The organism is Arthrobacter sp. ATA002 (assembly GCF_026898095.1).
Lineage (GTDB): Bacteria > Actinomycetota > Actinomycetes > Actinomycetales > Micrococcaceae > Arthrobacter_B.
In genome coordinates this window covers 2,258,463-2,283,808 of sequence record NZ_CP114015.1, presented here as the reverse complement: position 1 = coordinate 2,283,808, position 25,346 = coordinate 2,258,463, and the positions used below count along the sequence as shown (strand labels likewise).

28 protein-coding genes and 2 pseudogenes are annotated in these 25,346 nt (G+C 63.6%); 18 read left to right on the top strand and 12 right to left on the bottom strand.

All coding sequences use genetic code 11. The features are described 5' to 3' along the window. Positions 1-126, top strand: a complete 126-nt coding sequence (locus OL239_RS11245) for a DUF1349 domain-containing protein (RefSeq protein WP_268909019.1) — start codon at positions 1-3, stop codon at positions 124-126. A 43-nt stretch (positions 127-169) separates the two neighbouring features. Next, a complete protein-coding gene (locus OL239_RS11240; RefSeq protein ID WP_442864137.1) occupies positions 170-580 on the top strand; it encodes a DUF1349 domain-containing protein in 411 nt (136 codons plus the stop codon). 119 nt (positions 581-699) lie between these two features. Here OL239_RS11240 and OL239_RS11235 read toward each other — a convergent pair whose 3' ends face one another. The 3 genes from OL239_RS11235 to OL239_RS11225 form a co-directional block, all read right to left on the bottom strand. Next, positions 700-1,317: a class I SAM-dependent methyltransferase gene (locus OL239_RS11235; protein WP_268909017.1), complete on the bottom strand. Its 618-nt coding sequence runs from the start codon at positions 1,315-1,317 to the stop codon at positions 700-702. 217 nt (positions 1,318-1,534) lie between these two features. Then, positions 1,535-2,713, bottom strand: coding sequence for an MFS transporter (locus OL239_RS11230; RefSeq protein ID WP_268909015.1), 1,179 nt, complete (start codon positions 2,711-2,713; stop codon positions 1,535-1,537). Further along, a complete protein-coding gene (locus OL239_RS11225) occupies positions 2,710-3,747 on the bottom strand; it encodes a DNA polymerase III subunit beta family protein (protein ID WP_268909014.1) in 1,038 nt (345 codons plus the stop codon). The genes OL239_RS11230 and OL239_RS11225 overlap by 4 nt, the downstream gene beginning before the upstream one ends. A 44-nt stretch (positions 3,748-3,791) precedes the next feature. Between OL239_RS11225 and OL239_RS20180 the strand changes: the two are divergent. After that, positions 3,792-4,160 (top strand): annotated as a pseudogene (locus OL239_RS20180) (SAM-dependent methyltransferase); the annotation flags it as partial. A 105-nt stretch (positions 4,161-4,265) separates the two neighbouring features. On the opposite strand, the gene OL239_RS11220 reads toward OL239_RS20180, so the two are convergent. Then, positions 4,266-4,538 carry a hypothetical protein gene (locus OL239_RS11220; protein ID WP_268909013.1) on the bottom strand — a complete coding sequence of 91 codons (273 nt, stop codon included), beginning with the start codon at positions 4,536-4,538 and terminating at the stop codon, positions 4,266-4,268. Positions 4,539-4,731: 193 nt separating this feature from the next. Here OL239_RS11220 and OL239_RS11215 point away from each other — a divergent pair, with 193 nt between their 5' ends. Further along, positions 4,732-5,250, top strand: a complete 519-nt coding sequence (locus OL239_RS11215; protein ID WP_268909012.1) for a hypothetical protein — start codon at positions 4,732-4,734, stop codon at positions 5,248-5,250. Between the two features lie 312 nt (positions 5,251-5,562). Here OL239_RS11215 and OL239_RS11210 read toward each other — a convergent pair whose 3' ends face one another. Continuing rightward, entirely contained in the window at positions 5,563-6,078 is a 516-nt protein-coding gene (locus OL239_RS11210) for a putative immunity protein (RefSeq protein ID WP_268909011.1), read from the bottom strand. A gap of 276 nt (positions 6,079-6,354) precedes the next feature. Here OL239_RS11210 and OL239_RS11205 point away from each other — a divergent pair, with 276 nt between their 5' ends. Both OL239_RS11205 and OL239_RS11200 read left to right on the top strand, forming a co-directional pair. Next, a complete protein-coding gene (locus OL239_RS11205) occupies positions 6,355-6,909 on the top strand; it encodes a hypothetical protein (RefSeq protein ID WP_268909010.1) in 555 nt (184 codons plus the stop codon). A 74-nt stretch (positions 6,910-6,983) separates the two neighbouring features. Continuing rightward, positions 6,984-7,262, top strand: a complete 279-nt coding sequence (locus OL239_RS11200; protein WP_268909009.1) for a PLD nuclease N-terminal domain-containing protein — start codon at positions 6,984-6,986, stop codon at positions 7,260-7,262. 89 nt (positions 7,263-7,351) lie between these two features. Here OL239_RS11200 and OL239_RS11195 read toward each other — a convergent pair whose 3' ends face one another. Beyond that, on the bottom strand, positions 7,352-8,575 hold the full coding sequence (locus OL239_RS11195) for an MFS transporter (protein WP_268911745.1): 1,224 nt from the start codon (positions 8,573-8,575) through the stop codon (positions 7,352-7,354). Positions 8,576-8,676: 101 nt separating this feature from the next. Here OL239_RS11195 and OL239_RS11190 point away from each other — a divergent pair, with 101 nt between their 5' ends. Continuing rightward, entirely contained in the window at positions 8,677-9,255 is a 579-nt protein-coding gene (locus OL239_RS11190; RefSeq protein ID WP_268909007.1) for an ArsR/SmtB family transcription factor, read from the top strand. 30 nt (positions 9,256-9,285) lie between these two features. Here the strand turns inward: OL239_RS11190 and OL239_RS11185 are convergent, their stop codons facing one another. Next, on the bottom strand, positions 9,286-10,272 hold the full coding sequence (locus OL239_RS11185; RefSeq protein WP_268909005.1) for a zinc-binding dehydrogenase: 987 nt from the start codon (positions 10,270-10,272) through the stop codon (positions 9,286-9,288). Positions 10,273-10,556: 284 nt separating this feature from the next. Here OL239_RS11185 and OL239_RS11180 point away from each other — a divergent pair, with 284 nt between their 5' ends. From OL239_RS11180 to OL239_RS11155, 6 genes are all read left to right on the top strand, one after another. Beyond that, positions 10,557-11,903, top strand: coding sequence for a replication-associated recombination protein A (locus OL239_RS11180; protein ID WP_268909004.1), 1,347 nt, complete (start codon positions 10,557-10,559; stop codon positions 11,901-11,903). 94 nt (positions 11,904-11,997) lie between these two features. Next, positions 11,998-12,465, top strand: a complete 468-nt coding sequence (locus OL239_RS11175; protein ID WP_268909003.1) for a hypothetical protein — start codon at positions 11,998-12,000, stop codon at positions 12,463-12,465. A 164-nt stretch (positions 12,466-12,629) separates the two neighbouring features. Further along, positions 12,630-13,451, top strand: coding sequence for an alpha/beta hydrolase (locus tag OL239_RS11170; protein ID WP_268909002.1), 822 nt, complete (start codon positions 12,630-12,632; stop codon positions 13,449-13,451). A gap of 130 nt (positions 13,452-13,581) precedes the next feature. Then, entirely contained in the window at positions 13,582-14,934 is a 1,353-nt protein-coding gene (locus tag OL239_RS11165; RefSeq protein WP_268909001.1) for an APC family permease, read from the top strand. A gap of 273 nt (positions 14,935-15,207) precedes the next feature. Further along, the gene (locus OL239_RS11160; RefSeq protein ID WP_268908999.1) at positions 15,208-16,614 is read left to right on the top strand and encodes a hemolysin family protein; all 1,407 of its coding nucleotides are present in this window, start codon (positions 15,208-15,210) and stop codon (positions 16,612-16,614) included. Beyond that, positions 16,611-17,654: a CNNM domain-containing protein gene (locus tag OL239_RS11155; RefSeq protein ID WP_268908998.1), complete on the top strand. Its 1,044-nt coding sequence runs from the start codon at positions 16,611-16,613 to the stop codon at positions 17,652-17,654. The genes OL239_RS11160 and OL239_RS11155 overlap by 4 nt, the downstream gene beginning before the upstream one ends. Positions 17,655-17,736: 82 nt before the next feature. Here the strand turns inward: OL239_RS11155 and OL239_RS11150 are convergent, their stop codons facing one another. The 3 genes from OL239_RS11150 to OL239_RS11140 are packed head-to-tail and all read right to left on the bottom strand — an operon-like array spanning position 17,737 to position 20,463. Continuing rightward, complete coding sequence (locus OL239_RS11150) at positions 17,737-18,378, bottom strand: TetR/AcrR family transcriptional regulator (RefSeq protein ID WP_268908997.1); 642 nt, start codon at positions 18,376-18,378, stop codon at positions 17,737-17,739. 7 nt (positions 18,379-18,385) lie between these two features. Continuing rightward, positions 18,386-19,951 (bottom strand): PH domain-containing protein, encoded by a 1,566-nt coding sequence (locus OL239_RS11145; RefSeq protein ID WP_268908996.1) that lies wholly within the window; start codon positions 19,949-19,951, stop codon positions 18,386-18,388. Continuing rightward, positions 19,948-20,463: a PH domain-containing protein gene (locus OL239_RS11140; protein WP_268908995.1), complete on the bottom strand. Its 516-nt coding sequence runs from the start codon at positions 20,461-20,463 to the stop codon at positions 19,948-19,950. Before OL239_RS11140 ends, OL239_RS11145 begins: the two co-directional genes overlap by 4 nt. Before the next feature lie 171 nt (positions 20,464-20,634). Here OL239_RS11140 and OL239_RS11135 point away from each other — a divergent pair, with 171 nt between their 5' ends. From OL239_RS11135 to OL239_RS11125, 3 genes are all read left to right on the top strand, one after another. Next, positions 20,635-21,036, top strand: a complete 402-nt coding sequence (locus OL239_RS11135; RefSeq protein ID WP_268908994.1) for an ASCH domain-containing protein — start codon at positions 20,635-20,637, stop codon at positions 21,034-21,036. A gap of 82 nt (positions 21,037-21,118) precedes the next feature. Then, positions 21,119-21,370 (top strand): hypothetical protein, encoded by a 252-nt coding sequence (locus OL239_RS11130; protein ID WP_268908993.1) that lies wholly within the window; start codon positions 21,119-21,121, stop codon positions 21,368-21,370. A 71-nt stretch (positions 21,371-21,441) separates the two neighbouring features. Continuing rightward, positions 21,442-22,140, top strand: coding sequence for a hypothetical protein (locus tag OL239_RS11125; RefSeq protein WP_268908992.1), 699 nt, complete (start codon positions 21,442-21,444; stop codon positions 22,138-22,140). A gap of 63 nt (positions 22,141-22,203) precedes the next feature. On the opposite strand, the gene OL239_RS11120 is transcribed toward OL239_RS11125, so the two are convergent. Together OL239_RS11120 and cmtR are read right to left on the bottom strand one after the other, a co-directional pair. Beyond that, complete coding sequence (locus tag OL239_RS11120; protein ID WP_268908991.1) at positions 22,204-24,141, bottom strand: heavy metal translocating P-type ATPase; 1,938 nt, start codon at positions 24,139-24,141, stop codon at positions 22,204-22,206. After that, a pseudogene (gene cmtR, locus OL239_RS11115) lies at positions 24,138-24,496 on the bottom strand (Cd(II)/Pb(II)-sensing metalloregulatory transcriptional regulator CmtR). Before cmtR ends, OL239_RS11120 begins: the two are co-directional and overlap by 4 nt. 40 nt (positions 24,497-24,536) lie before the next feature. Here cmtR and OL239_RS11110 point away from each other — a divergent pair. Both OL239_RS11110 and OL239_RS11105 read left to right on the top strand, forming a co-directional pair. Further along, positions 24,537-24,827: a PadR family transcriptional regulator gene (locus OL239_RS11110; protein WP_329609407.1), complete on the top strand. Its 291-nt coding sequence runs from the start codon at positions 24,537-24,539 to the stop codon at positions 24,825-24,827. An 88-nt stretch (positions 24,828-24,915) separates the two neighbouring features. Continuing rightward, positions 24,916-25,341 (top strand): DUF2812 domain-containing protein, encoded by a 426-nt coding sequence (locus OL239_RS11105; RefSeq protein ID WP_329609406.1) that lies wholly within the window; start codon positions 24,916-24,918, stop codon positions 25,339-25,341. The last annotated feature ends 5 nt before the right edge of the window (positions 25,342-25,346 follow it).

Below are 25,346 nucleotides of genomic sequence, written 5' to 3'. Positions count from 1 at the left end.
ATGTTCGAGAACATGAAATGGCTGAACGAGCCCTCGCGTTGGAAGCACAGCGGAGACTCGCTGACTCTGGTGACTGCCGCCGCAACAGATTTCTGGCGGGAAACACACTACGGGGTTCGCCCGTGACAGCGGGCATTTTCTCTATAGGGAAGTGGCCGGAGATTTTGAAGTGACTGTCACATTGTTCGGTGACTTCACCTCCCTATATGACCAGGCTGGTCTGATGATCCGGATCGATGAGCGGATATGGGTGAAGGCCGGAGTCGAGTACAGCGACGGGGCACTTCAGCTAACCACGGTCATTACCAACGGCACCTCGGATTGGTCGCTAAGTCCTCTGCGAACAAATCACGGTGAGATAACCCTGCGGCTGACGCGCCAATCCAGCGCAATCCACGTGCAGTACCTCGACCGCTACGGCTTAATCGGACGGTGGACCAGCCTGCGCCTGGGGTATCTGCCGATGACCAGCGTGTGCCAAGTGGGACTGATGGCGTGTTCACCCGAACGAGGTGACCTGCATGTTGGATTTACTGACTTCAGCGTCTGTCCCTCGGCGGGCATTGAACTGCATCCCTGATGGTCAGCGAAGATAATGATAAACGGGCGGCTTCCGCTACTGGGAGAGTCCTCTGGGTCGTAGTGAGGGGCCCTTTCGGGTCCTGAATCGCCGACCACGTGATTCCAGCGTTCATCGTTCTACGAAGAACTGTGATCGTCGCGCCGGCGTGCAATGACGGCAGCATGGGGTCGGTGTTCTGGATCTGATCTCCTGTCCGTCCGCACAACATCGAACCCGGCAGCAGATAACTTATAGTGCATCTCTGGGACGGGCCAGTAGTAGGCGGCCACGACAGCGTGGTCGAACCTCTCAACGCGTTCCCCCTCAAAGAACCCAAGGAGTAGAGAACCACCAGGGCGAATGCAACGGGCGAATTCGCTCAGCACGGCACCAAAGTCGCGGGGCGGAGTATGAATAATGGAGTACCAGGCCAGAATTGCACCGAGGCTGCTGTCTTGGACGGGTATCGCTTCCAGCATCCCGACGCGAAACATGATTTCGGGGAACTTGCCGGCAGCAATGTCTACGAACTGCTCGACCATGTCGATGCCCTCAATTTGAAGGCCATGCTCGTGTAGGAATTTTGTCCAGTGACCCGGGCCGCACCCGATATCAAGGGCCGGTCCTTGGATTTCATGAGCCCACTGCGCAATGAAGTCGACATCGTTTCGATTCATCGCTGACAGTGAGCCCAACGCTTCCGAATATTCGCCAGCGCGGGACGCGTAGGCTCCTAGCACTTGATCCTTTGACATGCCTGACCTTCCCATTGTTCAGTCTCCGGGTTCCCTAAGTCTCGATTGTTAAGTCCATAGTCACCAGTTAGTCCCGGAGCGGCGGCGCGGCTCCGCCCAAGAGAATACCTAGCTCACGGATTAGCGGTCCTAGGAAGGCGACGCCGAACCTATTCGTTGCCGAGTCGTCTGGCTGCACGAAGGTGTGGAGAACGGAGGGCGACTGCGGCGATAACGCCTAGGGCGATAGCACAGAAAAAAGAGCGACCTTGGCTCCTGCCGCCTGAGCAAGTGTGCCTAGAGCAACATTGGTGAAGAGCAGTGGCAGGCTTTGAGCCATCGCGACCACGGCCTGTACCCGTCCCAAGTGGGTGTCAGGTGTGCGACCGAGCACGAGAGGACCAAGGTGTGTGCTGAACAGGCCAGCGCCGACTCCGATGAGAGCGCCGGAGATCATAGACGGCAGGGGCTCAGAGAAAATCCCAAGACCAAATACTCCCAGCCCAGCCGTCACAAGCCCAGCGCACCCAGCCAATCCTGGCCTAGGCAGACCGCCAGTGAAAACCACAGCCAGGGCAACGACAGCTGTTCCAGCGCCGGCAACGCCAACAACAAGGCCGGCGCCGGTAGGACTCCACCCCTCTTGGCGGGCAAGTACCGGCAACAGCGGCGCCAGCACAGGCAGGAGAAAAGCTGCAGACCCTATCAACATTAAGAGCACCGGCCGGAGTAGAGGATCCTTCATCGATAGCCCGAAACCGGCCAGAGCATCCTGAAAGACCGTTTGTCCCGTGACACGGGCACCCCCAGATGCAGGACGTGCAGGATTTCTCGGCCGGATCAGAATGAGAAGTATGAACATCACCGCATAAGCCGCCGAATTGACGATGGCCGCAGCGAAAAGTCCGAACGTGGTTACGACAATCGATCCCAGAGGGCCGCCAAGCACTGAGGAGAGCTGCTGACTGATTTGCCTGGCCGACATGGCCTGGGTGAGCTTGGCACCAGCTACGAGACGTCGAGGCATGGCTCCGGCGGCCGGAATGTAGAAGGCGTCCACGATACCTATCAAGACTGCAATGATCAGAAGCAGCCAAACATTGGGACCCCATGCCAGCAGCGAACCCGCAAACAACGCGGTCACAACCGTCATGGCAATATCGCCTGAGATCATCACCCGCCAAGCTCCAATACGGTCAGAGACTGCACCCCCTGCAAGAAGCAGTACCGTGCGGGGAAGATTTACCGCGGTCAGTACGAGCCCGGCAAATATTCCACCGTAGCCGGCAGCGACCCACGCCATGCCGAAGCTGAGGATCTGAGTTCCGACAGAGGAGAGAGTGACACCGCCGAGCCAAACCCAGTACCGTTTCGGAATCCGCATTTCTGACGATCCGACGAGGATATCTGAATTCATTGCTTATCCCGGAGGATAGGCATGATCACCGAGAACGAATGCGGATTATCTATACTGCGGATCGCCAGAGGTGCTACGGGCCCGTTCACCTCAAGACTCAATATCTCCCCGACCGCAGATTCGAGAGCATCTGAGAGGAACCGTGCGTTCAGCAGGAGGGCATCATCATCGGGAGCGCCATTATCGAGCCTTACTAAGAGCTGCCCAGATGGATCGATTTCGAGTAAGCGCCGTTCCACGGTTGAATATTTGCCGAGGACACTGCGGAACCATTGCCTTTTCACGGTTGCGCTTACAGCACGGGACGATGATTGGACTTTTTCTGTTAGATCTGGGAAATCGGTATCGAGCAGCGGCAGGTTTATGGTCTTCTCACGGACGGAGATGGTGAGTTCGGAAGTCTTTGACAAACATGCGGTGCCGTCTTCCTGGAGCAAGTTTAGTAGTGCGTCCAGTCCTGATTGAGCCAGAACAAATTTGAAGTCCTGTGAGTCAGAACAGATATCGAGCGCGTAGAAGGCAGCCCGGTGCCGGTCAGTGGAGGTGAGCTGAAGCTGCCCCTGTCGTACTTGCATAAGGATCCCGTGAAGATGAGGGGATTCCTCATCGGATCCGACCGCGAACCGAACGGAGGACAGGGCCCTTCGGAGCTCATGGCACTCGACGCTAAACCTGTGGGACTGAGCCCCTGTATCAGCGTCCCATTGCTGCTCGATTTTTCCGATCACCGTCTTCGCGGCGGCCAGGCCCTGTTCGAGTCGAACAATGTGCTCATCAAGCACATCACGGAGCACTCTCGCGTCACCATGATGCGCCAGGACCGTCGTGACTTCAGGAAGGGGTAAACCTATACGGCGTAGCTCAGCGATCAGTTCAGCAGAGCGAAGCTGGGCCGGTGAATACCATCTGTAAGCCGTATTGGAATCCACCATGACTGGGCTCAGCACACCGACCCGGTCATAGAAGCGAAGTGCGCTGACGCTCAAGCCACTGGCCCGCGCGACATCTCCGATACTGAAGAGGTCGTTATCCATGTGGACAACAATGGTGCCTCAACCTACTTCACTGTCAAACAACGATAAACACCACCGCAACTGCCCATCTCCGTGAGGGCACGCTGTCGGAGCCGGCGCCGGCTGAGGTTCTGGACATGGGGTGCGGTTGGGGTGAACTGCTGCTTCGGGTTTTGACGTCGGCCCCGCAGGCACGTGGACGCGGAGTGGACAGTGCTTCCGCGTCCATCGACCGGGCGAGGCAACAGGCATTGACCCGCGGGCTGCTCAACAGAGCGACGTTTGATGCGATGCCCGGGGCAGAAACGCAGGCTCGCCCCGCAGACGCCGTCATCTGCATCGGCGCGAGCCAGATCTGGGGACCGCCGGTAGAGGACGCGCAGCCGCTCGACTACGGGGCAGCCCTGCGCGCTCTTCGAGCCCTGGTGCTCACCGGCGGCCGACTCGTTTACGGCGAGGCGGTCTGGTCGGCGACACCTCATCCGGCTGCTGCGGCACCTCTGGCTGGACGTGATGACGAGTACCTGAGCACAGATGCGTTACGCGAGCAGATCCGCGGTGCTGGTTTCGAGGTGGTGGACGACGCCCAGGCAAGCGTTCAGGAGTGGGACGTCTTCGAGGCCGGATATCGCGACAGGTTTACCCGTTGGCTTGAAGCACACGACGCTCACCATCCCGCCGCAGGGCAGGTCCGTCGGCGATATGAGGAACAGCGCGTCGCCTATCCTCCAGCTCGACCCGGCGAGCTGCACGTCGCGATCAGGGAACTGCGCGGTGGGTTTCTGCGGGATGGGGTTCTTGCTTGCATCCATGAACAGCGCTGTTTCGTTCCAGCGTGGGTCGTGAATTCCAGATCGCCCTCATGCCGTGTCAGGTAGGTGCAGCGCCGGAGGATGCTGGCCGAGGGAGAATCCGGTGTTGGCCTATCTATGAGGAATGGGGCACGTTCCCAGAGCCGGGCAGCATCGAAGGGCCGTGGGCCGTGCGGCATGTAGCGTGTAGGCCATGAAGAATCTTCCGCTGTCGCTCACGCTTGCCGCTGTATCCGGTGTGCTCACCCTGAAAAGTCCGGCCGACTGGTCCCCGCGGATGCGCCGCGCCTTCGTTGTTGCTCCTGGCGCCGCCATTGGCCTCATCGCCGCCGCGGCCGTGCGGCAGGGCAGTCGGAAAGGGCAGGACCTGGCCGCTGCCGGCAGAGTCGATCTCGTCACCCCTGCCGCTTCCATGTCAGGCGACGGCGCTGCGGGCACCGCGCCACTTCCTTCCTACGTGCGTGCAGGCGCCCGCCCGGCAGGGCTGCCGGCAACCGCATTGGCCGTACTGGCTGTGACGGTTGGCGTCACAGTGAGCGGGGTTTTGGCAGTGAGTCTGGTGCTGGATGAGCGGCTCGAAACGTGGTTGGTCCGGCGCGGGGTGGCTCGGCCGCGGCGTGTGATGGCCCTCATCGCAGCCGTGAGCTCCCTCATCCTGGACCAGATCATGGATTCGAAGGATTCGAAGCACTCCGAGGATGCCCGCCAGTAGATCTGCAGCACTACCTCCGCTTAACCGGTTAGCCCAACGTACTTCCGCACGGCATGAAGGGCCGGTGTATGACGCATGCCCGGCGCCAAGCGCCGGCACACTGCCGCCGGACCAATGAGAACGAGGGAGGGCGGCGTGTGCATGGCACGACCTGCCATGAAACGACAGGCCGGTTGCCCGAACAACCACTGCGGTTCGTGCGGGAAGTACAAGTCGAAGGGATAAAGGGTAACCACTAGCAAGTAAGCACTCACGGGCGAAGCAAAATTGTCCAGGTGAAGGGATGGGTTACTAACTGCTCATCAGAGGTGTCTAGTCGTCGAAGACGAACCAGCAGATGTTATTCCTGCGGTTTTGGTCGTCCAGGACAAGGGTGTGGAGGTGGCCGGGAATCTGCTGACGCTGCCAGTCACGCTCAGCACGCGCGGCGGCTCGTTGCTGGTTGCGGGGTGCCGCAGCTGCAGCGGCCTTGATGGCATACGCGGCGGCCCCCAGATCGTGTTCGGGAACGTGGGCCACACAGGCCGCCTGGCCGGCCGCGTACGCCGCGAAGCGGGAAGCACCACTGAAAGGACGAGCAGCGCCCATTGCATGTCCTCCGGCTGCACGGGTGGCCATCATCTTCGCCTCGCTGCGTGTCCAGGCTCGTACCGCTTCAATTGCCCTACGAGGCCGATCATCCGCGCGGTTGGATCTTTCGAACAGCTCCAGAACATGCTCGGCGCAGGTAGCGGCCCACAATGCCAGGACCTGGTGGTCGGCCTCGGTCAGGTGTCCACCTCGCCGGATGGATACGAGACGAGGATCGCGAACAGCAGGAAGGATCATAAGACTGTTCCTACTCCTACCCGTCGCGCAGCGACACCCTCCCGGGTTGGTACGCACCGCAGGGGACCGGCCTAAGCGACAGCCCAAAGAAAGCACCTGGTTAGACTCGGTGCATGACAACGGGGGATCGACGAACCAGAGCAGCAGATACCGGGATGAACGCCGATACGCGGATCAGGTTAGCGAGCTGCCCTCTCCACGCAGACACTGGGCCTCTGCCGTTCGACCGCAGCCCCTCATCGCTCTTCGCGCGTCGCGCGGTGTCCGGGAGATGCGATGGCAGCACCTAATGGACAGGCCGGCTCGGCGGCTTTGGGTCTGGTGTTCGGTCTCGGACTGACGGTGGCCGGCTGGTTCGCGATAGGACCCGATCACCTGGTATATGCGGTCGTTGTCCAGGGCGCTTTTCTCTTCATGGCGCTCCTGGCCGGTCCGGCACTGGTGGATGTTGCCCGCCAGCGCTACCGGGTCAGTCCAGTCGAGCCACGAATTTACATCCTGCTGGGAGCGGAGGCACTCCGGCGCTTGCTCGGCGTCGTCGGCTGGAACAGGATCATCATGCAGATGCGGCGAACAGAGCAAGGAGCATCCGGCAAAGCCCGCTTCCTCAGAGGAACCGAGCAGTCCGAAACCGGTCACCTTCTCGGCTTCTCCGCTACCGCAGTACTGGCGATCATGGCCGCGGCTACATCACATCCTCGAGGTGCCGCCCAGATCCTGCTTCTCGGGATGATCCTTCACCTGTATCCCGTCATGATCCAACGCATCACCCGCTATCGGATCAACAGCCGTCGAACCAAACCAAGGGAAGCGCGCGCTGAAGGATCCTGAGGAAACGTGAGATCAGTGGCTAGGGTGGAGATGGCCTTCGTATTTCGCGGGGCCATTCAACATGGGGGACTGTAATGCTGGCATTGAGAGCAGCTGAAGGCGCAAACCCGGTCATTCCCGCTCAGTGGGAGTTCACCGTCCTCGGGATTGGGATACTTGCTCTGCTCCTGTTTGCAGCGGCTGTCATCGGCATTGCGCGCTCCCACCACCTCACCGGCTTCGCGCAGGCGGTATGGGTGCTCGTGGTGCTTGCCTTCCCCGTAATCGGTCCGCTTCTTTGGTTCCTCATCGGTCGCCGTGCCAACACCTCTAGCCGCGACGCCGGTAGTAACTCGGCAACCGGCGTCAGGTGACCGACCCCGACCCTGCTAAGGGAGGACGGATTGTGACTGGAGTACTGGCCCACCAGGGGCTGGCAATGAGTATGAAACCAGAGATTGGTTTAGCCGCTTGCCTCCGCAGCAGTGATGGCTTTGTCCGTGAGGATCGGCATCATCACCAATAGAGCGAGGGTGAGTACTCCCATAATGCCGAACATGGCCTGGAGTCCCAGCCATTGGCCGAGCAGCCCTCCAGCTGCCGCCCCAAGGGGCATGGATCCCCAGGCCAGAAGGCGGTAGGCGCTGTTGACGCGGCCCAGCAACCGGTTTGGGGTGATTCGTTGCCGCAGGGAGACTGTGATGACGTTCCACAGCACAATCAATACGCCGCCCACGAAGAATATGGGCCCCAATACATAGGGGTTGCTGGTGAGTGCCGGCGCTCCGACGAACAGTGCGCAGCCAAGGATGGTGAGCGCCAGGGATTTGGATCGGCCGAGTTTGGCTTCCACTGGTTCCGCGATGAACGAACCCAGGAAGGCACCGACGGCGGATGCCGTGAGGAGTAGACCGAATCCGATTTCGGACAGCCCCATTTCTGAGGCGGGCCCGACGGCGAACAGAACGAAGACGGCGGAAGCCGCGCTGGACGCGAAGTTGAAAATCCCGGTCATGAGCGCAAGTATGCGAAGGATCTTCTGGTTCCAGAGAAACTTCAGTCCTTCCTTGATGTCGAACCGCAGCGTCGTTTTTTGTTCCCGTTCTATCCCGAAGCTGCCCGGCAGCAGGAGCAAACCGCCAACCGCGGCAAGCCATAGCGCTGCCGGGACAGCGAAGCCTGCGATGACGCCAATGCCTACGAGCAGCCCGCCCAAGGGCGGCCCAATGAACTGATTCGCGGTGAGTTCGACGGCGTAAAGCCGGCCGTTGGCGCGGGAAAGCTGATCCTTGTTGACTACCTGGGGCAGGATCGATTGCGCTGAAGTGTCGTACAGTGTTTCGGCCACCCCCACCATCAGTGCGACGACGTACAGGGCCCAGATGGACCCAAGGTCGAGAAGGATCACTGCTATCAGCAGAGCGGGCAGGACAGCGCGGCTAAAGTTGGCCCACAGCATCAGATTCCGCCGGTCCAACCGGTCCGCCAGTGCTCCTGCGGTTAATGCGAAGAAAAGCCAGGGAAGGGTTGCAGCCACAGTGAGCCCAGCGATCAGCGTTGGAGACTGCGTGAGCTGAACCGCCATCAGCGGCAACGCGATCTTAAAGACTCCATCCGCAAGGTTGGACAGGCCCGATGAAGTCCACAGCTTCCAAAAGGAAGCCCCGAGAGACAACCGATCCCTCATTTTCGCCTGCGGCGCGCTATTCGTCATGCGCTGAACCATGGCACACCAATTGAGAAAGTTCAAGGGAGTTGATTTTCCTAAATCCCACCTAGAATGGGTTTATGACCGACTCGAAGCGGCCGGACGCGAAACGGAAGAATCCCGCTGCCAACGCTCAGGAAATCAAGGCGCTGGCTCATCCGCTGCGCCTGAGGATACTTCGCCTGTGCGGGCTCCACGAGCTGACCAATAAACAGCTCGCTGACCGTTTGGGACATGATCCGGGGACCGTCCTTTACCACGTGCGGCAGCTGCTCGCCGCGGGATTCCTTGAACCCGCTGAAGTTCGTACAGGCATAAGTGGTGCGCTGGAGAAGCCATACCGCTCGACCGGGCGATCGTGGAACCTGGATACGGCATTGCATGATGCCGGCCAGGATGGACCCCTCGCCCAGTTGGACGCGTTGCGCGAGGAAGTGACCGAAGCAGGTCCGGACGCACTCGCCAACCTTTCACGCTTCGTGCTGCACCTCTCACCACAAGACGCCGAGGATCTCGTCACCCGGGTCCACGCCGTGCTCAGCGAATACACGGACACCGACCAGCAGCGTTCCGATCAGCCCTCGTACGGGGGCCTGTTCATCCTTCACAAAACGGCGGACCAGATAGGCGACCGCAGCGAAGCAGGGACTGGAGGTTAACGACGTCGGATGCCGGCACCTCAGGGGGAGTCAGGCGAGAACGACGACGTGTTTCCCCGGCCGGCCGCCGGAGGCGAGGGCGCGGTGCGCCGCCGCAACGCCGTCGAATCCCTGGTAGGTGCCGGCAATGGTGACATGGAGGTTTCCTGCTTCGATCGCCTTGAGATAGGAGTCGAACGCGGCGGCCGGGAGGTCCCGGGCGGCGCCGGCGTAGCTGGTGAGTCGGACGCCGGAGGGAATGCTGAACGGTGAGAAGTCCGGGATGGTCCACTGTCCCGTGAGTGCGCCGACGAAGCAGACGGTGCCGGCTGGGCGGACCAGGGCCAGTGTGGCCGGGAGTGCGGCGGCGCTGACGAACTCGAGCGCCGCGTCCAGCCCCGCCGGGGCAAGTCCCCGGACGGTGTCCGGCAGCGCGGCGTTGTCCAGGATGGCGTGATCGGCGCCGGCGTGTGTGATGACGTCGAAATGGGCGGGGTTGCGGGTGGTGGCGATGACGGTGGCGCCGAGGTTGTGCGCGATCGCCGTCGCGGTCAATCCGACGGTGGAGGTCCCGCCGTGGATCAGGATGCTCTGCCCGGGTTGGAGCTGCACCGCGGTGAGGGCGCCGTGCGCGGTTTGCATCATTTCAGGCAGGGCTCCAACGATGTCCCACGGCAGCGAGGTCTCGAAGGGGATCACATTCGCCGCGTCGACGACGGTGTATTCGGCGTAGCTTCCGTCGATGGACCGGCCGAGTCCGCCCATCATCGTAGCGACCTTCGAGCCGGGTTCGAGGTCAACACCCTCTCCGACTGCGTCGATCACACCGACCGCTTCGATGCCGAGGATGCGGGGGAAGGCGAAGTCGGCGTCAGATTTGCCTTCGCGGCTCGTCTTTTCGGATTCGTTGATCCCGAACGCCGTCACCCGGATGCGGACCTGTCCGGGTCGCACACCGGGGATCGGCACCTCACTGATGGTGAGACCGTCGACGTCGACGGGGCCGGTGAGGCGGATTGCACGCATCGTGTCGGGCATGGTTCTGTTCCTTCGCCGTCTGCCACCTTGGGGGGTAGGGTCCCCGCAGCGGTGTATTTGCTCGTAATGTATCTCTGGACGAAATGTAACTCCGTGCGAAGGAGATCGGATGATTGGCGGGAAATTGCAGCAGCACACGCGGGCTCGGGTTGACGTGCTCCCCGCAGCGGGTCTGGAGCAGGCCGGGCGGACGTCCCGGTGACGCTCTCCGGGACCCAGCTGCAGCAGGTCGCCCGCGACACAGCGCAGTCGCTGAAGGTCGGCGGCCACACCCGGGAACACTCGTGAACGACGCACCGTCCCTGTTTGAGGCCGACGACGCCTCGCGGCCTCTGGCTGACCGGCTCCGGCCCCGCACCCTGCGCGGCGTCGTCGGGCAGGACCACCTGCTCGCATCGTCTGGTCCGATCGGCCGGATGGTGGAGGCCCACCGGCTGGTGTCGATGGTGTTGTGGGGTCCGCCGGGGTGCGGGAAGACGACGATCGCTCGGCTCCTCGCCGAGCAGACCGACCTGGCGTTCGAACCGCTCTCCGCCACCTTCTCCGGCGTCGCCGACCTCCGCAAGGTGTTCTCCGCGGCGCAGCGCCGGCGGGAGGTCGGCCAGGGCACAATGCTGTTCGTTGACGAGATCCACCGGTTCAACCGCGCCCAGCAGGACTCGTTCCTGCCGTACGTCGAAGACGGCACCGTCGTCCTCGTCGGCGCGACGACGGAGAACCCGAGCTTTGAGCTCAACGGGGCGCTCCTGTCCCGGGCCCAGGTTTTCGTGTTGAAACGCCTCGACGACGTCGCGCTCCAGACCCTCATTGCCCGCGCCGAGGAGCTCCTCGGCGCACCGCTGCCGCTGACGAATGATGCCCGGCAGGCGCTGGTTGCGATGGCGGACGGTGACGGCCGGTATCTGCTGAACATGATCGAGCAGGTCCATGCCCTTCCCGCGCCCGTGGACACGGCGGCGCTTGCTGCGGCGGTGCAGAAACGGGCACCGCTCTATGACAAGGGGCAGGAAGGTCATTACAACCTGATCTCCGCGCTGCACAAAGCCATGCGGGGCTCGGACCCGGACGCGGCGCTGTACTGGCTGGCGCGGATGCTCGACGGCGGTGAGGACCCCCTGTTCATCGCCCGCCGCATTACCCGGTTCGCGACCGAAGATGTCGGCATGGCCGACCCCCAGGCCGTGCAACAGGCCCTCGCCGCGTGGGACGTGTACGAACGCCTCGGCTCACCCGAAGGCGAACTCGCCATCGCGCAGGCCGTCGTCTACCTCGCCACCGCGCCCAAGTCCATCGGTGTATACCGCGGGTTCAACAGGGCGCGTGCTGCGGCGAAACGCACCGGGTCGCTGATGCCGCCGGCGCACATCCTGAATGCCCCGACCCGGCTGATGAAAGACCTCGGCTACGGCGACGGCTACCAGTACGACCCCGACACCCAGGCCGGATTCTCCGGCGCGAATTATTTCCCAGACGGCATGCCCCGGGAAACCTTCTACCAGCCCGGCACACGCGGGTACGAGCGGGCCATTTCCGAACGGCTGGCCCACTGGGCGCGGCTCCGGGCAGCGGCACCTGCATCGGCTAAACCGGATCCACCCGGCACCTCCTCGAACGGACCGGTTCGTGACTGATAACGCGACCGGCTCCGCGTGAGGTAATTGGAGCGGCGCCTTCCCTGTATGTGAGGATGGACTCACGTCCTGCCCGCCGAGGAAGACCCCGCTCATGCTGGACGGCCTGCTGGTCATGGAGCGGATCTTCGGTCCGCTCGGCACTGCCGTTCACGCCTCCCGTTTCATCGCTTTGGCCACCAACCCGGACCTGCGGGAGGAATCCGGCCGCGTTGATGCCGCCGAGGAAGCCCTCGATGACACGGTTGCTGTCGACGACCCCCGCGTGGCACAGGTGGCTGCCGAACGTCACGCCTTCGAACTGGTGCTGGAGGCCGTCATCGCGGATTCCGGTCTGGCTGCGGGCGACGACGCACTTTTCGACTCCTGGGAGGAATTGCACCCGGCTACAGGGGATGAGGGGAGCGGTGAGGTCTGCCAAAGCTCCAGCAGCGGGCAGGAAACTATGAGAGTATTCGAAGCCGTCGGCAAGATGCCCTACGACTTCTCCCCGGCCCGCCTTCGCTGCATGGAGTTGTACCAGGAACTCGCCGCCGCCCGCGACTCGCGCGCTTCGAGCTGACGGAGGATACCGGCGGTGCTCGCCGGGTATCTACCAATAGGGTGTCAACATGACCTATCCGGATGTGGCTGACTACGCGGGCTTCCTGCGCCGTTCCTGGCGTTCCTGGCGTGGATCAGGAGCCGGCCAGTACATGGTGGAACTGGAAAGGGCACAAAGTCCACGTGCTCCGCCGCGTTGATCCGCATGCGCCAGTGCGGGTGCTGCTCCTGCACGGAGCCGGTGGACACAGTGCGGCTCTCTGGCCGATTGCCTCACTTCTGCCGCATGATCAGGTCGAGCTGGCCGCCATCGACATGCCGCTGTACGGCGGGACGATTTCGCCGGATCCTGCCGCTGTGCGCTACCAGGACTGGGTCGCGCTGCTCTGTGATTTCGTACTCGCGGAGGACGACGGCCGTCCCCTGGTGCTATTGGGTGCCAGTATCGGTGGGATGCTGGCGTACGAGGTTGCCGCCCGCACCGGCCGTCCGGCGGCAGTGGTGGCAACCTGTCTGCTTGACCCGCGGGACCGGCGTACACGTGCTGCCATTACGCGCTTCGGCCCGCTCGGCATCCTATGTGGGCCGCTGTTACGCCTCCTCCCCGATAAACTCGCGCGGCGGCTCATCCCGATGTCCTGGGTGGCTTCGCTGTCGAAGATGAGCCGTGACCCCGGTCTGTCACTGCTGTGCAGTGTGGACCCGCGGGGTGGAGGGGCCAAGGTTCCGGTTGGATTCCTCGCGTCGTACATGACTTACCGCCACGTTCCGCCGGAGCAGATGCAGATCCCGGTCACTTTGGCCCATCCGGCCGAGGATGCCTGGACTCCGGTTGGAATCAGTACGCGATGGCTGAGCCGAATCGCGGCTCCGGCAGAAGTGGTGATGCTCCCCGAGTGCGGGCACTTTCCGATCGAGGAACCCGGGCTGACGGACCTGGTCAATGTGGTCGAACGAGTGTCCCGGCGCGCCCGGCACGACGACGGCTTGCCGCCATTTGTTTAGCTGCTCCGGCGGGGCCGGGAAGCGACGTTTTATCCCACCGCGGATCCGTCCGCGACACTGGAGAAGATTGCTTGCGCGAATGATCGCCAAAGTAGTTGCGCTGGGAGGGCAAACGGAATCCAATAGTCCAATGACTCAGGATTCCGGATCCACCACATCAAGACCGCAAACCGGATTGAAGCGGGCAGTCGGTGCGCCGCTGCTGTTTGCGTTCATCGTGGGCGACACCCTCGGGGCCGGCATCTATACCCTCGTGGGCACCATGGCTGCCGACGTCGGCGGTGCGATCTGGATACCCTTGCTGATAGCACTGGTCGTCGCACTGCTCACTGCCGCGACATACGCGGAACTGATTACCAAGTACCCGCATGCTGGTGGCGCCGCGCGCTACGTTGACCGGGCTTTTGGCATTCCCTACCTGTCCTTCCTCGTCGGCTTCCTGATGATGGCTTCAGGAATCACCACGGCCGCCGCCCTCGCCAACGCTTTCGCGGGCGACTACCTGACAGCGCTCATCGATGTGCCGGCCGCCCCTGCGGCGGTCGTCTTCATCATCCTGCTGACACTGATCAACCTTCGCGGCGTCAAGGAGTCCCTCGCCGCGAACCTTGTCGCCTCAATCATCGAGGTAACCGGTCTCGTCATTGTCATCGTTGTTGCAGCCATCGTCTTCACCTCCGGCAACGGGGAACCCTCCCGGCTCCTTGAGTTTGCACCGGATGTACCGCCCCTCCAGGGCGCCTTCGCTGCATCTATCGTTGCCTTCTTCTCTTTCCTCGGCTTCGAAGCGGCGGCAAACATGGCCGAGGAAGTGCGCAACCCGTCCAAGGCCTACCCCCGGGCACTGTTCGGCGCCATCACCACCGCCGGGGTTGTCTATCTCCTCATCGCCATCGGCGCGGTCATCGTCCTGCCCCCGGCCGAGCTGGCCGACTCCACCGGACCTCTTCTCGATGTTGTCGCCGCCAGCGGCGTCGGAATCCCACCCGGACTCTTCAGCATTATCGCCCTGATCGCGATTTCCAACGGAGCGCTGTTGTTCATGGTGATGGCCAGCCGTGTCGGCTATGGATTGGCCGAAGCCGAGCTGCTGCCCCGTGCCTTCAGCCGCGTGCTGCCCGGCCGCCGCACCCCCTGGGTCTCCATCGTGGTCATTGCCGGGTTGACGATCGTTCTTACCCTCACCGGAAATGTCGCCACACTGGCCGAAACCACGGTCCTGCTCCTGCTCCTGGTGTTCCTTTCCGCCAACATCAGTGTCCTCGTCCTCAAAAAGGACAACGTTGACCACGACCACTTCGCCGCCCCCCGCATCATGCCGGTCCTCGCGATCGTTGCGAGCGTCGCACTGCTCACCCAGCAAACCGGAACCATCTGGCTCAGCGCCGCCGTGTATGTAGTGATCGGATCCCTGTTGTTCCTGGCTGCCCGTGCCGGACGCAAACGGGAGGAACGCGTGAGTTCCAGCCCCAGCGGGGAGTGAGGCATCAGCGGACGGGCCAAGGAAAGTTCTACTAAGCGCGGCTTAGAACGGGTGAAAGACCGGCCCCGCCATTGGGCGGATGTTCTTCGGTATAGTGGTTTTTGCCGGTATTCCCGACCTTTGGAGAGTGCAAAAACCTCAAATGGGCCGATCGACTAAGACATCCGGGTCGCGCAGCGACCCGAGCCATAGTCCGAGTTTCATTCACCACCGCATGATATCCGGGGCGCTTCCGCCCGGACTCTGCACCTACCGAGGGGAGGTGCGGAACTAATGCTGGAGCCGCTCCTCCTCCTGCTTCTTGGCATGGTGGTCATCCTGGCCATCATCGCCGCCAACGGCTATTTCGTAGCCCAGGAATTCGCCTACATGTCCGTGGACCGGACCCGCCTTGCCGCCCGTGCCGAGGCAGGCGACGCCGCCGCGCAGCGGGCATTGAAGGTCACCCGCCGTACATCGTTCATGCTCTCCGGAGCACAGCTGGGCATTACTGTCACCGGCCTGCTGGTCGGCTTTGTGGCTGAGCCGCTGATTGGTGAGTCACTGGGCCTCCTGCTCGGCGGCGTCGGTGTTCCCGCCGCCGTCGGAATCTCCGTCGGAACGGTCCTGGCCCTGATCCTGGCCACCGTCATCCAGATGATCTTCGGTGAGCTCTATCCGAAGAACCTGGCCATTGCGAATGCGGAACCGCTTGCGTTGGGACTCGCGCGCTCCACCACCGTCTACCTGACGGTCTTCGGCTGGTTGATCGCGTTCTTCGACTATTCGGCCAACGCGCTGCTGCGGCTATTCCGAATTGAACCGGTCCATGACATGGACACGACTGCCAACGCGGAGGACCTGGAACGTATCGTGGCCGAATCCCGCGAAAGCGGTGATCTGCCGGAGGACCTGTCCGTCCTTATCGACCGTGTCCTGGATTTCCCGGACCGCGACGTCGAGCACGCCATGATCCCGCGAAGCCGGGTCGGCACGGTGTCCCCGGACACCACTGTTGGCGAGGTCCGGGCACTGATGGCAGCGGCCCATACCCGCTATCCGGTGGTTTCCCCCGCCGAGGAGCCCCTCGGCGTCGTCCAGCTTGCGGATCTGTTGGAGACGCGGGAGCCGGATGATGCCCCGGTCGCAGCCATTATGCGTCCGGCGCTCGTGGTGCCGACCCTCATGTCCCTGCCCGATGCCCTTGTCCGCCTCGTCGAATCCAAGAACCAGCTGGCTTGCGTGATCGACGAGTACGGCGGCTTCACCGGAGTCCTGACGCTGGAGGACCTGGCCGAGGAACTCGTCGGCGAACTAACGGATGAGCACGACGCACTGCCTGCGCCTGCCATCGAAACCGAGCATTCCCGTTCCTGGCGGATGCGCGGAGAAATCCATGTGGACGAGGTGGAACGAGCCATCGGGCACGAGCTGCCCGCCGGTGACTATGAGACCATCTCCGGCTTAGTCATTGCCGCCTGCGGCAAGCTGCCCGCGGCCGGTGAAACAGTCCGGATTCAGTTGCCCGACGATCCGCGTGAACTGGCGCTGGAGCACCAAATCAGCCGCGTGCTGGACATTGACGTGCTCGAAGTGGCCCGGCATGTTCCCAGTGAACTGCGGGTCCGTCTGGTCGAAACCGATCCTGAGGCTCCCACCAACCGGGATGATCTGCTGGAAGACGCGGAGGAGAACCGATGAGCGCCCTGACCGTAACCGTCGTAACCGTCCTTCTGATCGCCCTCAGCGCCTTCTTCGTCATCATCGAATTTGCGCTGCTCGGTGCACGCAGTCACCGGCTGGAAGCCGACGCCGCCACCAACCGGTCTGCGCGTGCAGCGCTGCGCGGCATCAATGAGCTCACGCTCATGCTTGCAGGGGCCCAGCTGGGCATTACCGCCTGCACGTTCGCTCTGGGAGCGGTGACCAAGCCGGCTGTCGACGGCTGGCTGGGGCCGATCTTCAGCTCCTGGGGCCTGCCTGATCAGGTGGCCGGGGGTACGGCGTTCGCCCTGTCCCTGCTGTTTGTGACCTTCCTGCATCTGGTCGTCGGCGAAATGGCACCCAAGTCCTGGGCCATTGCCTTCCCGGAGACCTCGGCCAAACTAATTGGCATTCCGTCACGGGCGTTTATCTGGACGGTGCGGCCGCTGCTGAGCTGGATCAACGCCATCGCCAACCGTCTGGTGGCCGCCAGCGGAGTGACACCCGTCGAGCGGGCCGCCGTCGGAGGTCAGGACGTTGACACTATCCGGCACCTGGTGGAGCACTCGGCCTCGGTGGGCGCCCTCGACGCGTCCTTCCGGACGCAGCTCTCCGGCGTCTTCGAGCTCGATAAGCTCACCGTGAGGTCCCTCATCGCGCAGGGTTCCACCCCCACAGCGGTTTCCGAAGCGGCCACCGTGGCGGATGTCCAGGATGCTGCCCGGCGTTCCCGGCATATGCGGATCCTCGTCGCTGACGGGCAGGGGGGCATCCCCGGCGTGCTCCACGTGCGGGACACCCTGATGGAGCCGAAGGACCGCCCCGTGCGTGAGCTGTCCCGCCCTGCTTTCACGCTCGACGCGGATACCCCGGTGTACGAGGCCCTGTCCCGCATCCGCAGCGCCAGCGAACAGCTGGCCGCCGTCATGGAACAGGACCGGTTCATCGGCGTCATTACCCTCGCTGACGTACTGCGCCGGGTGCTGCCCTCCGATCCGGAGGGTGACCTGCGAGCCTCGGCGGCGGCAAGCCGGTAGCAGTACCGCGGCAGGGCCGGACCTTGCCGACAACCGAATAGGTGAAGACCTCTTAGGCCGGCGGCATGCGATTACGCCCCACCTAAGGGGTCTTCGCCGTATCCGCGTCCTTTGGCCGGGTAACCGCCAGCCCCTGCAGCAGGAAATCGATGGTTTCCTCGCCGAAGTTACCGAGCTCCGCGTTGAGGTCGTGCTGCAGTTCGGTGGTCCATACGTCCAGGAGAGATTCGACGAGCGAGACCGCGATGCGCAGCGGCATCCGCCGGAAGACGCCGGCATCCATTCCGTCGGAGAGGACGCGCCTCAGCAGCTCCGAGTCTTCCTCTGTCCCGCTGAGATAGAGCGGAGTGCCGTCCTCGGTCCGGTGCGAGACGACAATCTCAATGCCGGCGGTGACCTCCTCGCGGTGCGAATCGACGAACTCGAGATAGGCGCGGGCGTAGGCACGGAGCTGCGAAGCCGGATCCGGCTCCGCGTGCACGGCCGGCAACATTGCTTCGTACTGGCGGCCGAACACCTCGTCGACGACGCTGAGCAGCAGCGATTCCTTCGACGCAAAGTAGTAGACGATTGCGCTCTTCCCCACGCCGGCACGCACCGCAATCTCGGCAAGGGATGCCCGGTGGTATCCGATTTCGTTTACGGTCGTGATGGCGGCGCGGATGATCTGCGCACGGCGCGCGGTCCCGGTGAAAGTGCGCGCGGGATACTCAGGGGATGTCACGTTCCCATTATGGTCGAGCAACGGGGGAGGGGCGCTCAATGAAGTCGTCGAGCACGCCGGGCGCGGCTTCCGAGGCGAGCTCCACGGCACGGTTTGCGGGCACATCGGGGATTTCATACGCCGACCATCCGGCAGCCGTCATTGCCGAGACCGTGGCCAATCCCAGCCTGCGCTGCAGCACCGACTGCCGCACCGCGATCGTGCTCACCGCATCACGCCGCAGCGCCGACGTCGTGCGGCTGAAAAGCCCGGAGCGCACCACGAGGTAGCTGCCGTCGATCGTGTGGCCGAGTGAGCGGTAGGCAACAACCGCAGCGAGAAGCGCGGGCGGCCGCACCGCGGCGGCGGCCCAGGGCGACCAGGCAGGGACCGCTCCGGTGAGAGCCGGGGTGAGCAGGACTGCGGGGGCCACGGCGGAGACCGCTGTCGCCCACCAGAGACGACGCCGGAGGGCGGGGAGCGGATGCGCGGCCAGCGGCGCGTCAAAAGGGTTCTGCCGGCCGAAGACCTTTCCGGCCACGCCGCGGGCAACCGTGACGGGTCCGCGCGGAAGGATCGCGGTTGGCTCCTCCGGGTCCCACACATTGAGCCCGGTGGTGATGACATTGGTGTCGGCCATTCCGATCCACCTCCACAGGACAGGCTCGCTGATGGACAGTCCGCGCATCCGCGACTCGTCGCGGAGGACCTCGCGCGTGCTCAGCAAACCGCGGCGGGTTCGGAGATGGGAGTGGTCCCCCTGCCGAACCCGCGAAAGCTCGAACCTTCCGTAGCCGAGGAGGAAGTTCACCCCGAGCCCAAGGGCGCCGAGTATCCCGGTGCCCGCGAGCACCAGCAGCGTGATGCCGGGCCACCCCACCGCATCCCAGTTCGTCAGGCCGGCGATGACGCCGGCAGCATCCACGCCAAAGGCCGAGACGAACCAGAAGCCGCCCCAGAGCAAACCCGCCGCCATGACATAGGACCAAATGCTGAACATGTTGTAGAGAACCCATCCGGGGCGAAAGGTGGCGAGCACCTGCACGCCGTTGCGCGGACCGGCGCTCGAGGAGGCGGCAGTCGAAGACGCGGCGGCAGCTGGCGCGGCGTCCGGGGACGCGGCCTGGCCGGAGCGGAGAAGGCCTTCCCGCAGGGCCACGGCATCCGTGGCCGACAAGGCGTCCAGGACGAGCGCAGATTCTCCTGCGCCGGCCTGCTGCCCGGCACCGATGGTGACGACGCGCAGACCGGTAAGCCGGTGCCGCAGCTTGGTGGCCGTGTCGACGCTGCGTACCCGGTCGCGGTGAAGGGTGCGGTGGCGGCGCACCAAAACTCCGGTTCGCAGTTCGATGTCGGTGGGTGTGACGCGGTAGGTCGTGAAGGCCCAGCGAAGGATGTCACTGACCGCACCGGCGGTGCCGGCCACGGCCACGAAGAGAAGCGGCCACAGTGCGCCACCGGAGGGTTCAGCGTCGAAAATCCAGAGCGCGGCCGCGCCTGGAAGCAGCGAGAGCAGACTTACGACGACGTCGACCCACACCACACGGATGCTGAGGCGCTGCCACGGCGTTTCGGCAGCGTCCGCCGCCGTCATGTCGCATCACCTTCGGAGAGCTCGGCGACCACGGCCAGGCGTGCAGCGGCTTCTTCAGCGGTGCGGTGGTCCAACCCGCGGATGTTGATGGCCCCGGAGGAGGACGCCGTTGTCACCCGGAGCGTGGCCAGACCAAAGAGCTGCTCGAGAGGCCCGCGGACGGCGTCGACGGTCTGAATCCGCGAGGTCGGCGCCACCCGCCACTCCACGACGAGCCAACCGGTGGATGCGTACGTGGCTCGATCCGTCACTTCCCAGCGGTGCACCCGGTAGCGCCACCACGGTTCGACGCCCGCTTTGGCGGCCAGGACCAGCGCCATGCCCACTATGGGCGCGATAAGCCAGGCCCGGGCGGGATCCCAGAGGACAGCGCCCGCGATAAGCAGCGCAAGCGGTACACCGCAGACGAGTATGTTTCGTACCATCCACCACGCCGGTGCCCGCCGGTCAACCCGCAGGGCAGGCGGGCGGACCTTCAATCCGCTGTTCTCGACCTCGCCGATAATCGCCATGACCAGAGTTTAGACCGATCGGTCGAAGAGTCAACCGATTGGTCGGAAAAGATCGGCGTCCGCTGCCGAAGGAAGATTTTGAGAACGTCCATTTTACTCCGGGTTATCCGGTCGTGGGGGCCTCTGATCCGCTTGGCCAGCACCTTTTCCCACTTGTGGGAGGATCTGCATATGAGCCACCAGCCGATTGGTACTTTCCCGGAACCGTTCCTTCCCGGCGGCCTGCCCCGCGCAGAGTTCGCTTTTCCCGGCCCGTTGCGCGATTCACTGGTGGCTTCGATCCTCGCAGGCCGGAAGACCGCAACGACGTCCTTAGTGGTCGAATATGCAGTCGAAGGCGAGGACCTGCCTGCAGTCGGCAGTCGGCAAGCAGTGCTCGATTCGGACAACGAACCGGTTGCCGTCATTGAGACTGTGCAGGTCGAGCAACTGCGGCTCAACCAGGTTCCTCTGGCGCACGTCATTGCCGAGGGGAGGGGCACAGCAGTGTGGCTCAGTGGAGGGCGGACCATGAGCAGTTCTGGCACAGCCGGGACGTGCGGTCATACCTGCGGGATCCCGGGTTTACGGTGACGGATGAGACGCTGGTGGTTCTGGAGCGGTTCCGAGTCATCGACCCGGAACCGGCTACAGCTGCACCGCGCCACAGGGAGAAATGATGACCGCCCGTTTAGATGATGCCCGAGCGGTCGCCGCTGTTCTTGGCCGGCTGGACGAGGCCGGGGTGCGGAGGCTCGTCGAGGATGCTGACCAAACAGGTATCGGTATCGGCGGAACAACCAAGACGGTGCGCATCGGAGCAACCACGGTCTTCGTCAAACAACTCCCAGTGACAGACATCGAGGAAGCGGATCCGCGCGCCACGAAGTGTCAGCTTCCGCTTCCTTCGTTTCCCACTACGGAATAGGAAGCCCAACCCATGCGGTCGGGCGGGAGCTGGCAGCGCATCAGGTGACGTCCGGGTGGGTGCAAACAGGTGTGGCGGATTTCTTTCCGCTTCTGCTCGGCTGGCGGGTCCTGGATGTGAAGTGCGAAGCCGACCTGAGGGAGTTCGACGGCGATGCTCCTGCCCGCCGCTGGGGGCCGTATTGGCCGCAGATCCAGAGCAAGCTCTCCGCCATGAAGGACGCCTCCAAGAGCATGGTGTTCTTCCTTGAATATGTTCCCGAGACGCTGGGGGAGTGGTTGCGCAGGAGCGTGGCCGAGGGCGCCGGGGCAAGCGTCTTTCCTGACGTCGTCGAGCAGCTCCTAAACGCCACGGCATGGATGAACAGCCAGGGGTTCCAGCACTTTGACGTGCATCCCGGGAACATCCTCATCCGGGACGGCAGGCTGCTCTTCACGGGCTTCGGCCTGGCGCTTCACCGCAGCTTTGACCTCACTGCGGAGGAAAAAGCATCCATGCCCGCGCATGACGGCTTTGACCGGGATTCCGCCCTGATGCACCTGTTCCACTGGACCTTGTTTGAGCTCGGCTATACCTCCGGCTCGGAGCGTTTGAAGCTGTTGGCCAATGCCGCCGCCGACGCCACCACACCGGCACTGGATCCGGTGCGGGACGCACTCGGTGTCGGTGCCGATCTCATGGCGCAATATGCGGGTATCGCTGTCTATATGACAGAAATGTTCCGCGACCTCATGCACGATGCTCTCGCTGTGCGGTACCGGCGCCCGTAGGCCTACGCCGTGGAGCTGCCTGTGAGGTTCACCGCTGGTGCGGCTGTGAGGCCAACGTTGAACTTACGACGTCGGCTGGCCTCCCGCAGGTGCGTGCGTGACGCTGCCGGGCCGGCGGGTGCGCGCGGCGCGGAGTCCGTTAAGGATGACGATGACTTCCGCGATCTCGTGGACGAGAACGACGGCGGCCAGGCCAAGCACGCCGGTGATCGCCAACGGGAGCAGCGCGGCGATGATGAGCAGCGACAGGACGATGTTCTGGTTGATGATGGCGCCGCCCCGGCGGGCATGCTCGAGTGCCTGCGGAATGAGCCGAAGGTCGTGCCCGGTGAAGGCGATATCGGCGGATTCCACGGCGGCATCCGATCCGGCCGCGCCCATCGCAATTCCTATGTCAGAAGCTGCGAGGGCAGGGGCGTCATTGATGCCGTCACCGATCATCGCGGTCGGGCGGGTGCGGGTCAACTCGGACACGGCGGCGGCTTTATCCTCAGGCCGCAGCTCGGCGCGGATGTCCTCGATGCCGGCCTGCGCGGCGATCGCCCGGGCAGTGCGTGCGTTGTCGCCCGTGAGCATGGTGACGCGAATTCCCTGTTGGCTAAGGGTGCGGATCACCTCGGGAACTTCGGGGCGCAGTTCGTCCCGCACGCCGATCGCGCCGCGGACCTCACCGTCCCGGTGTACGACGACGACGGTCATGCCTTCGCTTTCGAGCGTTTCCACATCAGCTGCGAGGATTCCGGCGCTGAGCCAGCGGGGGCTGCCGACCGTGACCGCGGCGCCGTGGAGATCGCCGGTGATGCCGTGACCTGCCGTCTCGCTGACGTCCTTGGCACTTGTTGCGTCGGGGGCGGCAACGGTGATTGCGGCGGCGAGCGGGTGGGTGCTGTGCTGTTCCAGGGCTGCGGCCCAGGCCAGTACATCGTCCCGGGTGGCGCCTCCGGTGGTGATGACCTGTGTAACGGCCGGCTGGTTGCGGGTCAGTGTCCCGGTCTTGTCGACGGCTAGGTGCCGGATGTTTCCGAACCGTTCGAAGGCGGCACCCGATTTAATGACGACGCCGAACCGGCTCGCTGACCCGACGCCGGCGACCACGGTCAGCGGGACCGAAATGGCCAGCGCGCACGGCGAAGCGGCCACCAGCACCACCAGGGCGCGGGTAATCCACAGTTCGGGGTCACCGAACAGGGATCCGATCACAGCGACCAGTGCGGCCAGGATCAGGACCCCGGGCACCAGGGGGCGCGCGATTCGATCCGCCAGCCGGGCACGTTCGCCCTTTTCGGACTGCGCCTGCTCGACAAGCTCAACAATGGTGGTCAGGGAGTTGTCTGTTCCCGCGGCGGTTGCCTCTATGGTCAATGCCCCGGCGGCGTTGATTGACCCTGCCGGGACGTTGTCGCCCGGGTCGACATCCACGGGAATCGACTCACCGGTGACCGCCGAGGTGTCCAGGCTGCTGCGGCCCTCCCGCACGAGACCGTCAGTTGCCACCCGCTCTCCGGGGCGGACAACCAGGAGGTCTCCGATCTGCAGTTCGCTGGCCGGTATCTCTACGGTTCCGCCGTCACGGCGGATGAACGCTGTTTCGGGGACGAGTTTGAGCAGGGCACGCAGCCCGGAACGTGCGCGGTCCATCGCCTTGTCTTCGATGGCTTCGGCGATGGAGTACAGGAACGCCAGCGCGGCGGCTTCCTCAACGTACCCGAGGACGACCGCGCCGGCGGCACTGATCGTCATCAGCAGTCCAATGCCGGGCTTGCCTTGGGCGAACAGCCTGCGCAGGGCACCGGGTACGAACGTGGACGCACCCAGCAGCAGGCCCGCCCAGAACAGCACCATCGCTGCCGTTTCTGCGTCCGACCACTCGCAGATCAGGCCCGCAAGAAATGCCACACCCGAGAAGACCGGGATCATCACCTCCCGGTCTTTCCACCACGGTCCGTCATCGTCATCATCAAGCTCAACGCCGTCGATCTGCGGGCCGGTGACGGTGCTCATGCGCTCACCTCCGCAGTGCAGCAGCCCTTGACCGAGCATGCCGGGTCCATGCATGGTGCGTTTTCATCCACGGCCAGCGTGACATCGACCAGGGCGGTGAGCGCGCGCGTCAGATGCGGATCAGAGATTTCGTACCGCATCTGCCGGCCCTCGGGTTCGACGACGACGATCCCGCAGTCCCGCAGGCAGGTGAGGTGGTTGGATACGTTTGACCGCGTCAGCTCCAGATCCCGGGCCAGTTCCGCCGGATATACGGGCCCTCCAGCAGCCTCATGAGAATCCTTGACCGGGTTGGGTCAGCCATGGCACGACCCAGCCGGTTCATGACGTCCAACCGCGAAGCAATATTCAGCATGAGCTGAACTATACAGCGCCTGCTGAACTGACGCGACGTTCTGGCCGACGCTGCCCTCCACGTCCTGCTCGCCCTGGTCCAGCCGCGTCACGGCTATGCCGTGATGCAGTTCCTTGAGCAGGAGAGCAGGGGAGCCATCACGCTCGGACCCGCATCGCTCTACACAACGCTCAAAAAGCTCGTTGGCACCGGCCTCATCGAGGAGCTCGACGGCGACGATTCCCGGCGGGTGTACCACCTCACCGCGAAGGGCCGTGAGGTCCTCGCCGGCAACATCGAACGCCGCCGCCAGCTGCTGGCCATGGCCGACCACATTATGGAGGAAGCATGAGCACCACCACTCGAATGGGCAACGGCTTGGCCGTCAGCCCTAAAAAGGACCTGGCCATGTTCGCGGACATGGCGAGACAGGAAAACACCTGAACGGCGTTGCGAAGCTGGGTCATGGGTGGAGCTTCGCGGACGGAGTTCCCGCAGAGACCGTCTTCGACCTCGCGTATGAAAACAATGCATCTGCGGACTACTTCGACATCTTCCGGGCAGCCGGCTGGATGCCGGTGCTGTCACTGGGAGACGCCCACATCTTTAGGGCAGCACCGGGGACGGCGCCGGTTCACAGCGGCGGTGAGTCGCGGCGGGGCGAGCTTATCCGAAACCGGGACCGCTACCTTCGCTACAGCGCCATCGCGGTGGCGGTCTTCCTGCTGGTGGTGCTGGGGATTCGCTTGGCCCCGTGGAATGAATGGCTGGAGCTGGTCCTGCTGGTGGTGACGGTAGTTCCCGTCGTCTACACCGTTATTCCGCTGACCGGTTACTGGCGTCATCTGTCGACATTGCCGCACTAGGATCC